This window comes from Streptomyces sp. NPDC046909 (genome assembly GCF_040644695.1).
Taxonomy (GTDB): Bacteria; Actinomycetota; Actinomycetes; order Streptomycetales; family Streptomycetaceae; genus Streptomyces.
Map to the genome: position 1 here is coordinate 675,848 of NZ_JBEYXC010000002.1, position 15,115 is coordinate 690,962.

Annotated in this window: 11 protein-coding genes; 6 read left to right on the plus strand and 5 right to left on the minus strand. The window is 71.1% G+C overall.

What is annotated here, in order from left to right; all coding sequences use genetic code 11:
- Positions 1-73: 73 nt before the first annotated feature.
- The 4 genes from ABZ928_RS07330 (at position 74) to ABZ928_RS07345 (ending at position 5,175) form a co-directional block, all read left to right on the plus strand.
- A complete protein-coding gene (locus tag ABZ928_RS07330; RefSeq protein ID WP_361515679.1) occupies positions 74-943 on the plus strand; it encodes a hypothetical protein in 870 nt (289 codons plus the stop codon).
- A gap of 260 nt (positions 944-1,203) precedes the next feature.
- Complete coding sequence (locus ABZ928_RS07335; RefSeq protein ID WP_020129452.1) at positions 1,204-1,335, plus strand: LPFR motif small protein; 132 nt, start codon at positions 1,204-1,206, stop codon at positions 1,333-1,335.
- A gap of 80 nt (positions 1,336-1,415) precedes the next feature.
- Positions 1,416-3,803 carry a Tex family protein gene (locus ABZ928_RS07340; RefSeq protein WP_361515681.1) on the plus strand — a complete coding sequence of 796 codons (2,388 nt, stop codon included), beginning with the start codon at positions 1,416-1,418 and terminating at the stop codon, positions 3,801-3,803.
- Positions 3,804-3,999: 196 nt separating this feature from the next.
- A complete protein-coding gene (locus ABZ928_RS07345; protein ID WP_361515683.1) occupies positions 4,000-5,175 on the plus strand; it encodes a serine hydrolase domain-containing protein in 1,176 nt (391 codons plus the stop codon).
- Here ABZ928_RS07345 and abc-f read toward each other — a convergent pair.
- On the minus strand, positions 5,172-6,815 hold the full coding sequence (gene abc-f / locus ABZ928_RS07350; RefSeq protein WP_361515684.1) for a ribosomal protection-like ABC-F family protein: 1,644 nt from the start codon (positions 6,813-6,815) through the stop codon (positions 5,172-5,174). The genes ABZ928_RS07345 and abc-f overlap by 4 nt on opposite strands.
- A gap of 191 nt (positions 6,816-7,006) precedes the next feature.
- Between abc-f and ABZ928_RS07355 the strand changes: the two genes are divergently transcribed.
- On the plus strand, positions 7,007-7,924 hold the full coding sequence (locus ABZ928_RS07355) for a peptidoglycan-binding protein (RefSeq protein WP_361515686.1): 918 nt from the start codon (positions 7,007-7,009) through the stop codon (positions 7,922-7,924).
- Positions 7,925-7,956: 32 nt separating this feature from the next.
- On the opposite strand, the gene ABZ928_RS07360 is transcribed toward ABZ928_RS07355, so the two are convergent.
- Positions 7,957-8,985 carry an oxidoreductase gene (locus ABZ928_RS07360; RefSeq protein WP_361515688.1) on the minus strand — a complete coding sequence of 343 codons (1,029 nt, stop codon included), beginning with the start codon at positions 8,983-8,985 and terminating at the stop codon, positions 7,957-7,959.
- Positions 8,986-9,051: 66 nt separating this feature from the next.
- Here ABZ928_RS07360 and ABZ928_RS07365 point away from each other — a divergent pair, with 66 nt between their 5' ends.
- Positions 9,052-10,002 (plus strand): FAD-dependent oxidoreductase, encoded by a 951-nt coding sequence (locus ABZ928_RS07365; RefSeq protein WP_361515690.1) that lies wholly within the window; start codon positions 9,052-9,054, stop codon positions 10,000-10,002.
- Between the two features lie 6 nt (positions 10,003-10,008).
- On the opposite strand, the gene ABZ928_RS07370 is transcribed toward ABZ928_RS07365, so the two are convergent.
- From ABZ928_RS07370 to ABZ928_RS07380, 3 genes are all read right to left on the minus strand, one after another.
- Entirely contained in the window at positions 10,009-11,712 is a 1,704-nt protein-coding gene (locus ABZ928_RS07370) for a BCCT family transporter (protein WP_361515692.1), read from the minus strand.
- Between the two features lie 64 nt (positions 11,713-11,776).
- A complete protein-coding gene (locus ABZ928_RS07375) occupies positions 11,777-13,021 on the minus strand; it encodes a M14 family metallocarboxypeptidase (protein ID WP_361515693.1) in 1,245 nt (414 codons plus the stop codon).
- On the minus strand, positions 13,018-14,976 hold the full coding sequence (locus ABZ928_RS07380) for a Xaa-Pro dipeptidyl-peptidase (protein WP_361515695.1): 1,959 nt from the start codon (positions 14,974-14,976) through the stop codon (positions 13,018-13,020). Before ABZ928_RS07380 ends, ABZ928_RS07375 begins: the two co-directional genes overlap by 4 nt.
- Positions 14,977-15,115 lie beyond the last annotated feature (139 nt).

Genomic DNA, 15,115 nt, shown 5'->3' on the forward strand with positions numbered 1-15,115 from the left:
GAGTACCCCACCTTTCCTGCCATGGTCTCTCCACCCATGGGCTACGTACCAAGCGGTTGGTAACCTGCCCGGCATGACCACTGCCGCCCTTGAGCCGCGCGCCGGCCGTCGCTGCGCCCATGTGCTGAACTCCCTGCACGCCACGTCGTACTTCGCCCCCGAGCTGGGCGAGGAGCTGGCCGCGGTCGGGGTCACCCACCCCAGGGCCGCCAACTTCGCGGTGCGGGCCGCCGCCATGGGGGCGGTGGGCGCCGGGACGGTGACGGCGGCCTTCTACAACTACAAGCACGAACTGGTGGCCCGGTTCGTCCCGGCCGTCTGGTCGCTCGCCTCGCCCGAGGCCGTCCTCGCGGCACGCACGCGTGCCGTCGACGCGGCCCTGCGGCGGCTGCTCGGCGAGGAGACGGTGACGTCCCCGGAGATGGCGGAGGCCGCGGAACTGGGCCTGCGCGCCACCGAGGCCTGCGCGCGAGGCGCCCGCCCCCTGTACGCCGCGCACGCCGACCTGCCGGTGCCCGAGGAGCCGCACCTGGCGTACTTCCACGCCGCGACCCTGCTGCGCGAGCACCGGGGCGACGGGCATCTCGCCGCGCTCATGACCGCCGGGCTCGACGGTCTGGAGGCGATGGTGACCCACACGGCGACCGGCAAGGGCACGGCACCGAAGTGGGTGCTCGCCACCCGCGGCTGGTCCCAGGAGGAGTGGGACGCGGCCGTCGCCCGGCTCCGGGACCGCGGACTGCTGGACGACACCGGCGAGCTGACCGAGCGGGGCGTCGCGCTCCGCGAGGAGATCGAGGACACGACGGACCGACTGGACCGGGCGCCCTACGAACACCTGGGTGCCGAGGGCGTCGCACGGCTCACGGAGCTCGGAGCGGGGTTCGCGCGGGCGGCTCTGGCCGCGGGGGCGTTCCCGGCGGATCTGATCGGGAAGGGCTGAGCACGGGAGGGGTGACGCGAGCCGGTTGAGCGCGAGGCGGGCCCGGCAAGCACGAGGCGGGCTGAGCGCCAGGCGGGTGTGGCGGTCGGCGTTGCCGGGCGTCCGGCGCTCCCCCCGCGAACTCCACGGCTGCCCAAGCCGTGCGTCCAGGCGCCGGATGCGGGTCGGCGCGGCTCCTCCGGTCGACGGGCGCATGCCGGCGTGTTCGCGAGGTACTCGCCCCCCCGGCCACCGGGGTCGGGAGAGGAAAGGGGAAATTCGTGTTCCGAGCGATCGCAGATGTCCTCCGGCAGATCGGCGGGGCAGTCGCCACCGTCGTGACGCTGCCCTTCCGGGCGCTGGCCCGGCTCTTCGGCGGCGCCTCGGGCTCCACCCGGAGCCGACGGGCCTGATGTCCGCGCCCTGATCCCCGACTGTCGGTGCCACCTGCCACAATTGCCGCGCAACCTCAGTGAGAAGGCGGTACGGCATCGTGACGACACGCGAGCCCATCGACATCGGATCCATCGAAGGAAGGATCGCCGAGGAGCTCGGCGTTCGGGAGCGGCAGGTCAAGTCCGCCGTGGAGCTGCTCGACGGCGGTTCGACGGTGCCCTTCATCGCGCGCTACCGCAAGGAAGCGACCGAGATGCTCGACGACGCGCAGCTGCGCACGATCGAGGAGCGGCTGCGCTATCTGCGGGAGCTGGAGGAGCGGCGCACGGCGATCCTCGACTCGGTGCGCGAGCAGGGCAAGCTCACCGAGGAGCTGGAGGCGCGGATCCGCGGCGCGGAGACCAAGGCGCGCCTTGAGGACATCTACCTGCCGTACAAGCCGAAGCGCAGGACCAAGGCGCAGATCGCGCGCGAGGCCGGCCTCGAGCCGCTCGCCGAGGGGCTGCTCGGCGACCCGACCGTCGAACCGCTGGCCGCTGCCGCCGCGTTCGTCGACGCCGACAAGGGCGTGGCCGATCCGCAGGCCGCCCTCGACGGCGCCCGCGCCATCCTCACCGAGCGGTTCTCCGAGGACGCCGACCTCATCGGCGAGCTGCGCGAGCGCATGTGGGTGCGCGGGCGGCTCGCCGCGAAGGTGAAGGACGGCAAGGAGGAGGCGGGCGCCAAGTTCGCCGACTACTTCGACTTCGCCGAGCCCTTCAAGGAGCTCCCCTCGCACCGCGTCCTCGCGATGCTGCGCGGCGAGAAGGAGGAGGTCCTCGACCTCGTCCTGGAGCCGGAGGAGCCGACCGAGGGTCCGTCGTCGTACGAAGGGATCGTCGCCCACCGGTTCCAGATCGCCGACCGCGGGCGCCCCGGCGACAAGTGGCTGACGGACACCGTCCGTTGGGCCTGGCGCACCCGCATCCTGGTTCACCTCGGCATCGACCTGCGGCTGCGGCTGCGCACCGCCGCCGAGGACGAGGCGGTCAACGTGTTCGCCGCCAACCTCCGCGACCTGCTGCTCGCCGCCCCGGCCGGCACGCGCGCGACGCTGGGCCTGGACCCCGGTTTCCGTACGGGTGTGAAGGTCGCCGTCGTCGACGCCACCGGCAAGGTCGTCGCGACCGACGTCATCTACCCGCACGTCCCGGCCAACAAGTGGGACGAGGCCATCGCCAAGCTGGCCCGCCTCGCCAAGGAGCACGCGGTCGACCTGATCGCGATCGGCAACGGCACGGCGTCCCGCGAGACCGACAAGCTCGCCGGTGAACTCATCACCAAGCACCCGGAGTTGAAGCTCACCAAGGTGATGGTGTCCGAGGCGGGCGCGTCCGTGTACTCGGCCTCCGCCTTCGCCTCGCAGGAGCTGCCGGACATGGACGTGTCGCTGCGCGGCGCGGTCTCCATCGCCCGCCGCCTCCAGGACCCGCTGGCCGAGCTGGTGAAGATCGACCCGAAGTCCATCGGTGTCGGCCAGTACCAGCACGACCTCTCCGAGGTGAAGCTGTCGCGTTCACTGGACGCGGTGGTGGAGGACTGTGTGAACGGCGTGGGCGTGGACGTCAACACCGCGTCCGCCCCGCTGCTCGCCCGCGTCTCCGGCATCACCTCCGGACTCGCCGAGAACATCGTGGCGCACCGTGACACCAACGGGCCGTTCCGGTCGCGGACCGAGCTGAAGAAGGTGGCCCGGCTGGGCCCGAAGGCGTACGAGCAGTGCGCGGGCTTCCTGCGGATCCGCGACGGCCATGACCCGCTGGACGCGTCCAGCGTGCACCCCGAGGCGTACCCGGTGGTCCGGCGCATGGTGAAGACGGCCGGCCAGGAGGTCGCCTCACTGATCGGCAACACGGGTGTGCTGCGCTCGCTGCGGCCGCAGGAGTTCGTGGACGAGACCTTCGGTCTGCCGACCGTCACCGACATCCTCAAGGAGCTGGAGAAGCCCGGGCGTGACCCGCGCCCCGCGTTCAAGACGGCCACCTTCAAGGAGGGCGTCGAGAAGATCTCCGACCTGGAGTCCGGGATGGTCCTGGAGGGCGTCGTCACCAACGTGGCGGCCTTCGGGGCGTTCATCGACGTCGGTGTCCACCAGGACGGGCTCGCGCATGTCTCCGCGCTGTCGAAGACGTTCGTGAAGGATCCGCGGGACGTGGTGAAGCCGGGTGACATCGTCAAGGTGAAGGTGCTCGACGTCGACATCCCTCGGAAGCGGATCTCGCTGACGCTGCGGCTGGACGACGAAGCGGCTCCGCAGGGTCAGCAGGGTGGCGGGGGCGAGCGTCGGCAGCGGGGTGGGCGTCCGCCTCAGCAGCGGCAGCAGCGGCCGCAGGGCCAGCAGCGTCAGGGGGGTGGTTCGCGTCAGGCGCCGCCGCCTGCCAACAGTGCGATGGCCGATGCTCTGCGCAAGGCCGGGCTGCTCGATCCGAAGAACGGTAAGCGCTGACGGCTTCGCCGATCAGGGCGTGGGCAACTGCGGGTCCGTTGTAGCTGGTCGCGCAGTTCCCCGCGCCCCTGGGAGGGCAGGCGCTTCGCGCCTCCTCCCATTGCGCCAGGTGCAGTAGCTCAAGGGGCTCCCCTGATCACGGCGGGGCGAAGCTGGGCGGGTCCGTCCGACCCGTCCCGCCCGTCCCGGAGAGCCCATGCCTGTTCGATCCGTTCGATCCCGTCGCCGTGTGGCGGTCGCCCTGGTCGCGGCCTCTCTGGCCGTGCTGCCGCCCGTCGCCGCCGACGCCGCCGTCCCTCCCGGGCCGCACCACGACTCCGGGCTTCAGGAGCAGCTCGACGAGCTGGTCGACGCGCCCGGCGGGCCGCCCGGGGTCATCGTCGTGCTCCGGGACGGCGAGCACAGCCGGGTCGTGCGGGCCGGGGTCGCCGATCTCGCCACCGGGCGTCGGCCCGAGGCCGGTGACCACATGCGGATCGCCAGTACGGCCAAGGCCTTCAGCGGGGCCGTCGCGCTCTCCCTCGTCGAGTGGAACGCCCTGCGGCTCGACGACACCCTCGGTGGGCTGCTGCCCCATCTGCCCAAGGACTGGCACGCCGTGACGCTGCGGCAGTTGCTGCACCACACCAGCGGGCTGCCCGACTTCTCGCAGAGCCCCGGGTTTCTGAAGATCATCCGGGCCGATCCGCGACACCGGTTCGACTCCCGCGGGCTGCTGGACTTCGCCGCCGGCGAGCCGCTGCGGTTCGAGCCGGGCTCCCGGTACCAGTACTCCAACTCGGACAACATCGCCGTCGCCCTGATGGCGGAGGCGGCCACGCACATCCCGTACGAGCGACTGCTCGACAAGCTGGTGTACCGGCCGCTGGGGCTGCGCGGCACCAGTCTGCCGCAGGGCTATCGGATGCCGAAGCCCTATCTGCACGGGTACGACGTGAGTCCGCCCCACCCCACCGAGGACGTGAGCGAGGTGCTCGGGATGTCCGGCGTGTGGGCCTCGGGCGGGATCGTCTCCACGCCCGCCGACATGACGCGCTTCATTCGCGGTTACGCCGGAGGGCGGCTGTACGGGTCGCATGTGGTGGAGCGGCAGCGGGACTGGATCCCCGGTTCCTCCGAGCCCAAGGGGCCCGGGCGCAACGACGCGGGGCTGGGCGTCTTCCGGTACTCCACCCGTTGTGGGGTGGTGCTGGGGCACACCGGCAACACCCTCGGGTACACCCAGCTGATCGCGGCCACCCCGGACGGACACCGGTCACTGACGTTCTCGGTGACCACCCAGGTCAACCAGGCGCAGAAGCCCGAGCTGCTGCGCCGGATGCGTGCCGTCCAGGAGAACTTCGTGTGCGCGCTGCTGCGGCACCGCTCCTAGCGTTGTTCGGTCACCTTGCCGTCCGCGACCTCCAGGCGGCGGGTGACATGGACCGCGTCCAGCATGCGGCGGTCGTGGGTGACCAGGAGCAGGGTGCCCTGGTAGGCGTCGAGGGCGGACTCCAGTTGCTCGATGGCCGGGAGGTCGAGGTGGTTGGTCGGCTCGTCGAGGACCAGGAGGTTGACGCCGCGGCCTTGGAGCAGGGCCAGGGCCGCCCTCGTGCGCTCGCCGGGTGAGAGCGTCGCCGCGGGGCGCAGGACGTGGTCCGACTTGAGGCCGAACTTGGCGAGCAGGGTGCGGACCTCGGCGGGCTCGGTGTCGGGGACGGCCGCGCAGAACGCGTCCAGCAGGGACTCCGAGCCGTGGAACAGCTTGCGGGCCTGGTCGACCTCGCCGATCAGGACGCCGGAGCCGACGGCGGCGCTGCCCGCGTCGACCGGGACACGGCCCAGCAGGGCGGCGAGCAGGGTCGACTTGCCGGCGCCGTTCGCGCCGGTGACCGCGACCCGGTCCGCCCAGTCGATCTGGAGGGTCACCGGGCCGAGCACGAAGTCGCCGCGCCGGACCTCCGCCTCGCGCAGGGTCGCCACGACCGAGCCCGAGCGCGGGGCCGAGGCGATCTCCATGCGGAGTTCCCACTCCTTGCGGGGCTCCTCGACGACCTCCAGGCGTTCGATCATGCGCTGGGTCTGCCGGGCCTTCGCCGCCTGCTTCTCGCTGGCCTCGCTGCGGAACTTGCGGCCGATCTTGTCGTTGTCGTTGCCCGCCTTGCGGCGCGCGTTCTTGACGCCCTTGTCCATCCAGGAGCGCTGGGTCTGGGCCCGGTCCTGGAGCGCCGCCTTCTTGTCGGCGTACTCCTCGTAGTCGTCGCGGGCGTGCCGGCGGGCCACGTCCCGTTCCTCCAGGTAGGCCTCGTAGCCGCCGCCGTAGAGGTTGATCCGCCCCTGGGCGAGGTCGAGTTCGAGGACCTTGGTGACGGTGCGGGTGAGGAACTCGCGGTCGTGGCTGACGACGACCGTGCCGGCGCGCAGGCCGCTGACGAAGCGTTCGAGGCGCTCCAGGCCGTCCAGGTCGAGGTCGTTGGTGGGCTCGTCGAGGAGGAAGACGTCGTAGCGGGAGAGCAGGAGGGAGGCGAGGCCCGCCCGCGCCGCCTGGCCGCCGGACAGGGACGTCATCGGCTGGTCCAGGTCCACCGCGAGGCCGAGGGAGTCGGTGACCTCCTCGGCGCGCTCGTCGAGGTCGGCGCCGCCGAGGTCGAGCCAGCGCTCCAGGCTGGTCGCGTACGCGTCGTCGGCGCCCGGTGCCCCGTCGACCAGGGCCTGGGTCGCCTCGTCCATGATCCGCTGGGCCTCGGCGACGCCGGTGCGGCGGGCCAGGAACTCCCGGACGGTCTCGCCGGGGCGGCGCTCCGGCTCCTGCGGGAGGTGGCCGACGGTCGCCGTCGGCGGGGAGAGCCGTAGCTCGCCCTCCTCGGGCGTGGTGAGCCCGGCGAGCAGTTTGAGCAGGGTGGACTTGCCCGCGCCGTTGGCTCCGACCAGCCCGATGACATCGCCGGGCGCGACGACGAGGTCGAGCCCGGTGAACAGGGAGCGGTCGCCATGGCCGGCGGCGAGGTTCTTCGCGACGAGGGTTGCAGTCATCAGGGGGCTGATCCTAGCGAGCGCTGTGCGCGGGTTTCCTCTCATATCGGTCCGGGAGGCGGCGCGCGACAACGACTCGACAACAGCAAAACAACGCGGAAACGCCCCCAGGTCCCCCCATCGGTCGTACTTTTGCGCTCAACTTCTCTCCACCGCACGGCCCTTGGCCGAACTCTCCTCAGGAGACAGTGATGAGCACCAAGACCGGACCCCAGCGCTATCCCGGCGCGAGCCGGGCCAACTGGTACCAGGACGACTTCGGCGGTGACCCGATGGAGGTCAACGTCGTCGTCCTGCACACCACCGAGGGCCGCACCCTGCCCGGCTACGAGGGCGGCGCCACCGCCCCGAACCTGACGGCGGTGCCGGACTTCGCCGCCAAGAAGCTGAAGTGGTACCAGCACTTCGACATAGAGACCTCGTCCCGCGCGCTGGTCAACCTCAAGGGCGGCGCCGAGACCAACACGGCGAACGTGTGCCAGGTCGAGCTGGTCGGCACCTGTGACCCCACGACGCACAAGAAGTGGATGGCCGCGAGCCAGGAGCACATCTACTGGCCGGACGCCCCGGACTGGGCGCTCCAGGCCGTCGCCCAGTTCCTGGCCTGGATGCACGAGGAGCACGGCGTACCGCTGTCGGGCCCGAAGGAGTGGCCCGCGTACCCGAGCTCGTACGGCAAGGGCAACGGGGCCCGGATGACCGCGGCCGAGTGGAACAAGTTCAAGGGGATATGCGGACACCTCCACGTGGTGGAGAACCAGCACGGTGACCCGGGGGCCATCGACTTCGCCCAGCTGGTCAAGTACGCCAAGGCCGACCTGGACGTGGACGACGACACGCCCGCGCCGACCAAGCCCACCACGCCGAAGATCCCCGCGTTCCCGGGGCGCAAGTACTTCGTGGCGGGGGCGACCAACAGTTACGTCCTCCAGCTCGGCAAGCAGCTGGTGAAGCGTGGTTTCGGTGACCACTACAAGGTCGGTCCGAGCAAGTCCTGGGGCGAGGCGGACCGGCTCAACGTGCGGGCCTTCCAGAAGTCCCGGAAGGAGCTGCGCGGCGACGCCGACGGCACGCCCGGCCCGCTGACCTGGCGTCTGCTGTTCTCCTGAGCTGCCCGGCGCCCCCGCCCCGGCGGGGGCGCTCAGTGCGCCATCGCCTCCACCAGCACGCTGCCCGAGGTCCGCGCCACCACGAAGGCCTCCCCCTTCACCGCCTTGGCGTCCAGCGCGATGCGATGCCGCCCCGCCTCCAGCACACCGTCGAAGACCTCCTGGGCGTGGGTGCGCAGGAGCCGGTCGAGGCGGTACGCCGTGAGGCGCACCCGGCACGGCGAGGTGACCTCGACGCCCGCCTCGCCGTCGGCGGCGACCAGCCGGGTCAGCCGGCGCTGTTCCTGCGGGCTGCGGTCGAGGGCGTGCTCGATCTGGGCGACGAGGAGGGGGACGATCGGGGCGAGGCCGTCGACATAGGCGACGTCGACGCCGGCGCGCTCGAAGGAGCGGCGTACGGCGGCACGTTCCTGCTGACCGACGGCGCGCCCGAAGGCGACCGCGCCGTAGGCCCGCAGTTCGTCGGCGGGGACGCCGTCGGCGTCATGGGCGATGTCGGCGCCGATGCCGATGGTGCGCAGGGCTGCGGCGAGTTTGGCGAGGAGGGCGACCCGGGCGCCGATCAGCAGGACGCGGCGGCGCGGGCTCGCGGAGTCCGGGGTCTCGGTGAGCAGGGAGTCGAGGGCCGTGCGGTACTCGGGGCCGCGGAAGCGGAAGGGGCCGATGCCGTGGTAGCCGTTGAGTTCCAGGTCGGCGTATTCGTCGGTCTGCCAGGCGAAGTCCCGCCAGATGAAGTCGCCGTGCTCCTTCTCGATGACGGCGGTGACGGCTCCGCAGGCGAGGTCCTCGCACTCGGGACAGCCGTAGATGACGAACCGTCCGCCCGGAAGCGGGGCATCCGTCTCCAGCAGGAGGCTGCGGACCTGGGCGGTGAAGATGGCGGGTGGGACGTCCGAGGCCAGTGGGGAGACGGCGTCGAGGTCGGAGAGCTGGAAGAGCAGCGGTCGTCCGTCGACGATGAAGTCCACGAAGTCCCGGTGGACTTGGAAGTCACCGTTGACGAGGACTCCACCGGCACGCATCGCCGGTGCCAGGCCGAAGGTCGCGTACGCGGCAGACATGCTGTGAGTATTCCCGCAGCAAGCGCCCTCTGAGCACGGCATGGGACATTCCGCTAACGTCCGGGCGTGGGAGTCGACGCGAGCAGCGAAGTCGTGGTGGTCGGTGGCGGGGTGATCGGCCTGACGACGGCCGTGACACTGGCCGAGCGCGGCCGCCGGGTGCGGGTGTGGACCCGGGATCCCGTCGAGCGCACCACCTCGGCGGTTGCCGGGGCCCTGTGGTGGCCGTACCGCATCGAGCCGGTCGAGTCGGCGCGGGCGTGGGCCCTGCGCTCACTGGAGGTCTACGAGGCGCTGGCCGCGGACCCGGACCTGACCGGCGTACGCATGGTCGAAGGGGTACTCGGCGAGACCGATCCGGACGCGGCCGGGGCGTGGGCGGGCGAGCGCCTGCCGGGGCTGCGCGCGACGACGGCCGAGAAGTACGCCGGTTCCGGACTGTGGGCGCGGCTGCCGCTCATCGACATGACGGTCCATCTGCCCTGGCTGCGGCGGCGGTTGCTCGACGCGGGCGGTGTCGTCGAGACGCGTACGGTGTCCGATCTCGCGTCGGTCGAGGCGCCGGTGGTCGTCAACTGCACGGGCCTCGGGGCACACGAGCTGGTGCCGGACGCGTCGGTGCGGCCGGTGCGGGGGCAGCTGGTCGTGGTGGAGAACCCCGGCCTCCGGACCTGGGTCGTCTCGACGGACACCGCCGGCGAGATGGCGTACTTCTTCCCGCACCGCGACCGGCTCCTGCTGGGCGGCACGGCGGACGAGGACGTGTGGTCCACCGAGCCGGATCCGGCGGTGGCCGAGGCGATCGTACGGCGGTGTGCGGCGCTGCGTCCGGAGATCGCGGGGGCGCGGGTGCTGGGGCACCGGGTGGGGTTGCGCCCGGCGCGGGACGCGGTGCGACTGGAGCGCGAACTTCTGGAGGAGGAGCGGGTGTTGGTGCACAACTACGGTCACGGCGGGGCGGGGGTGACGGTGGCGTGGGGGTGCGCGGAGGAGGCGGCAGGGCTCGCCTCCTCGTGAAGGCACCTAACCGTGATCGTGACCCAGTGGATCCCCCTCCGTCTCCGTCCCGGGCCCCGGCCCCACCTTGATCTCGAAGTCACCGTCGTACTTCCTGTGCCCCTCGATCACGGCGAGTTCAACGGCCTCGGACCCCATCTCGCCACGCACGATGACCGGATCCCGCCGCAGGTCCCGCATCAGAGCCACACACATGCCGATCATCACCAGGACGAACGGCGCGGCCGCGAGGATCGTGAGGTTCTGGAGGCCGGTCAGCGCGTCACCCTGCCCGCTGCCGACGAGCAGCATGATGGCGGCGACCGCGCCGGTCACCACACCCCAGAACACGACGACGAAACGGCCCGGTTCGAGCGCGCCCCGCTGGGACAGCGTGCCCATCACGATGGAGGCGGCGTCAGCGCCGGAGACGAAGAAGATGCCGACCAGGATCATCACCAGCAGGCTCGTGGCGGTGGCGACGGGGAACTCCTTGAGGACGCCGAAGAGTTGGCTCTCGGGGGTGTCCGCGCCGCGCAGCGCGCCGCCCTCCTTCAGCTTCATCGCCGTACCGCCGAAGACCGCGAACCAGATCAGACTGACCGTGCTGGGCACGAGGATGACGCCGCCGACGAACTGGCGGATGGTGCGGCCGCGGCTGATGCGGGCGATGAACATGCCGACGAACGGCGTCCAGGAGATCCACCAGGCCCAGTAGAAGACGGTCCAGCTGCCGAGCCACTCCGCGACGCCCTCGCCGCCGCTGGCCTCGGTGCGGCCGGCGAGCTGGGGCAGGTCGCCGAGGTAGGCGAAGACCGAGGTGGGCAGCAGGTCGAGGACGATGATGGTGGGGCCCGCGATGAAGACGAAGACCGCGAGGATCAGGGCGAGCACCATGTTCGTGTTGGACAGCCACTGGATGCCCCGCTCGACACCCGAGATCGCCGAGGCGACGAAGGCGAGGGTGAGCACGGCGATGATGGCGACGAGCAGTCCCTCACTCACGTCGTCCATCCAGTCCAGTTCCTGGAAGCCGGAGCCGATCTGGAGCGCGCCCAGGCCCAGTGAGGCGGCGGAGCCGAAGACGGTGGCGATGATCGCGAGGATGTCGATCACCCGGCCGCCGGTGCCGTTCGCGTGCCTCTCGCCGATGAGCGGGGTGAAGACCGCGCTGATGGTCTGGCGGCGGCGCTTGCGGAAGGTGCTGTAGGCGATGCCGAGGCCGACGACCGCGTAGATCGCCCAGGGGTGCAGCGTCCAGTGGAAGAGGGTGGTGGCCATCGCCGTCTCCATGCGTTCGGCGGAGTCGGCGGGGCCGGTACCCGGTGGCGGGGTCGTGTAGTGGGAGAGCGGTTCACTGACGCCGTAGAACATCAGGCCGATGCCCATGCCCGCGCTGAACATCATCGCGACCCAGGACACGGTCCTGAACTCGGGCTCCTCACCCTCGGCGCCGAGGTGGATGCGGCCGTAGCGGCTGACCGCGAGCCACAGGGCGAAGACCACGAAGCAGGAGGCCGCCAGCATGAAGGCCCAACCACCGTTGTGGATCAGGCCGTTGAGCATCTTCGTGGAGACGCTCTCCAGTGAGTCCGTGGCCGTCGAGCCCCAGATCACGAAGGCCACGGTGATGACGGCGGTGACGCCGAACACGACGCGGTCCGTGGTGTGGGGGCCGGGAACATCCGAGGGACCCTCCCGGCCACCCCTTTTGGTCAAGTCTTCCGTCATTCGCGGCACCTTCTCCCGTAACCCATGGGTACGGACTACCACAAATGCGACGAATGACCTTGTCTCAACAGTCGGTGTCGGGCTCCCCGACCGTCAGGTGGTACGGGGCGCTTTCGTCGAGGAGCAGCGGGACGAGAGCGCGCAGGGGCTGACGGAGGGGGACGTAGGTGCCCTTCGTCCGCACGCCGTGCAGGGCGAGTTCGTCCTTGACCTCCGTGTACTGGTCGTCGGTGAGCCGGTAGCCGCAGGGCGGGTCCTGGATCACCTCGGCGGGTTCGGGCGGGTCGTTGTCGGCGCCGCCTGTATAGACGGGTCCGGTGTCGGACCGGCCTGCGTGACGGGCCTCGGTCGTCGCCGCCTCGATACGACCGCGCCGCTCGTCGGCGAAGCCGAACAGGCCCTTCAGCGCGGCAAGTTGGGAGGCGACCCGGCGTCGGTTGTTGGTCGCCTCGTCGACGTCCGTGAGCGCGTCGACGCGGCTCTCGATGAGGAGGCCGACGGCGTGCTTGACGCCGGACATGTTGCGCAGGATGCGTTCCTGGCCGTCCCCTGCGGTCTGCTTGACCGGGTCGCCGGTGACGGGGTCGGTCCAGATGCCGTACGTGCCGGTGGTGTAGCCGGCGTTCCGCGCGGCGGGGCGGACGTACTCCTGCGACAGGGTCTCGGCCTCGTCGTGGACCCGTTCGTCGGTGTTGAGGTTGCGGGGCCAGAGGTCGAAGAGGTCCTTGTCGTAGTACGGGGGCGTCGGGGTGTATTCGTGCAAGTCGTAGATGACATCGGGCTGTTGGTCGCGGATCAGCGCGGCCATGGCCCGTGCCTCGGCCGTCCTGAGCGCGAGGTGGTCGCGGTTGATGTCGACGCCGTCGCTGTTGCCCCGGGTGTCGGCGGCGCGGCCGTCGGGGTTGGCGGTGGGGACGACGAGCAGGGTGGTGCGGTCCAGGAAGCGCCGGGTGCCGGCGTCCTTCGCGTACGCCAGGTCGCGGACCCTGGTGAGACAGGCCTCGCGGCCCGAGGGTTCGTCACCGTGCTGGCTGCACACGAGGAGCACTTTGTTCGGGGTGCTCTGCCTGCCGACCCTGACGACTTGGACCGGGCGGCCCTGCCGCGTCGTACCGATACGGGCGACGGAGACCCGGTCACTCGCCCTGTCGACGGCCGCGAGGAAGTCCTGCTCCTCGGCCTCGCCGGTCCAGCGGGCCCCGTTCGACTGCTCGAAGCCGGTGCGGGGCGGGGGTTCGGCGGCGTGCGCCGGCACGGCGACCAAGGACGCTGCCAGGGCCGCCGTGCTCAGCGTGAGGGCTCGGATCACGAGCCGGCCCCCGGGACGCGCTGGACGGACCGCGGCGCCGTCACTCCGTCGAGCGGCGCGGATTCCGGTACGACGATGGCGGCGCCGTCCGTGGCGTGCGCGAAGGCCGCGGTGCCGCCGACGAACGGGACGCTCGCCTTCGTGCGGGACAGGTCGAGCGTGAGCGTCGGGGTGGTCGACGGCGGGTCGATGAGGTCCTTGTCGGTGCCCGCGACGATCAGGGCGAGGCGGTGGCCGGCCGGGACGACATGGTCGGTGGCCGCGAGGTCGATGGTCATGGTGTATGCCTTGCCCGGGGTGAGCGGGACGCCCTTGCCGGGGTTCGCGTAGGTCCCCAGGTCGGCCCAGCCGCGGCTGACGACCTCGTAGTCGACGTCGGTGGTCCTGGCCTGCGTCACCTTGAAGCAGGCGCTGTCGCCGGCCGAGCCGACACCCCAGCAGGTGCGGTCGGTGAGGGTGCTGATGCCCTCGCCGGAGGCCGCGTAGTCGCGGATGGTGGCGGGGCCGAGGTCCACGAGGACGGCGGAGAGGTGGGCCGTCGCCGTGGTCGGGGTGGCGGTGACGGTGACCTTCGAGGAGCCGGATATGCGCAGGTCCTCGGTGATGGCGCCGGTGGTGAAGCCCGCCTTGTCGGGCGTGGCGGTGTCTATCTTGGCGGCCCAGTCGGTCTCGCTCAGGGCCGGGTCGTCGGTGAAGGTCTCGGTGCCGGTGGTCCTGGTCAGGCCGAGGGTGCCCACGCCGGGCTGGGTGCCCTGGGCGGGGCGCAGGGTGGCGGTGGCGGTGCCGCGCGGGGGCCACACCTTCGACGTGACCCACTGGTCGGGGTGGCGTTCGATGTCGGCCATCGGTTCGCGGTCGATGCCGTTGTCGTAGCCGAGGAGTTCGTGGTCGAACCAGCGGTGCAGGGTGTCGACCCAGGTGGCGCGGCGGAAGTCGAAGGGGTCGACGTGGCCGGTCTGGGAGAGCCAGATCTTGCGCTCGACGCCGTTCTTCGCGAGGGCGTCCCACCACTGGCCGAGGTGCTTCATCCGGACGTTGAGGTCCTGCTGGCCGTGGATCGCGAAGACGCTGGCCTTCACCTTGGCCGTGTCCTTGACGTAGTCACGCTCGGTCCAGAAGCCGGTCCAGTCGCCGGTGCGCGGGGCGCCGTCGACGATCCTCTGCTGGACGGCGGCGCACTTGGCGCGGGCGTCGGGGCTGTCGACGTAGTTCGACAGCCAGTCGGGGCCGGAGTCGTAGAGGGGGGCGCCCTGCTGGAAGTAGTAGTCGTACCAGGAGGAGATCGCGCTGATCGGGACGATCGTCTTCAGGCCCTTCACACCGGTGGCGGCGACCCCGTTGGCGATGGTGCCGTCCCAGCTCTTGCCGATCATGCCGGTCTTGCCGTTGGTCCAGCCGGCCTTGGGCGCGCGTGCGGTGCCGGTGCGGGTCGTGTAAGCGGTGGCCCGGCCGTTCAGCCAGTCCACGACCGCCTTCGCGGAGAGGATGTCCGAGCGCCCGCCGACGTCGACGCAGCCGTCGGAGCGGTTGGTGCCGGCCAGGTCGACGCCGACGAAGGCGTAGCCGCGCGGCACGAAGTAGTTGTCGTAGAACAGCGGCATCTGGACGACATCGCCATCGGCGTCGTACGTCTTCTTCTGGCTCTCGTTGCCTCGCCCGCAGCAGGAGTAGTAGGGGCTGGCGTCCATGATGACGGGCACCTTGCGGCCCTGTTCGGCCGGTTCACGGGGGCGGACGATGTCGACGGCCACCCGGTCGCCCTTGCCGTCGCCGTCCCCGTCGAGCCCGGTGTCCACCCAGACGGCCTCACGGACGGCGTTGTCGTACGAGTAGACGGGTTGGCTCTCACGCGGGGCCGCCTGTGCGGCGGCGGGGGTGAGGAAAGTGGCCAGGAGGGCGGCGGTGGCCGCCGTAGCGAACGTTCTCCAGGTCGTGAAGCGCGTGCGTATCGGCATGGCGCGGACGGTACAGCGGTCAACTCCCGTGCAAAAGAGGGCCGATCGGGGCAGTCGGTGGGTGGCTGGAAAGGTGCGTGGGGCGTGGTCGCTCATGACGGCCGAATGGCGATCGTGTGACAGGTGCGGCCGTGGACAC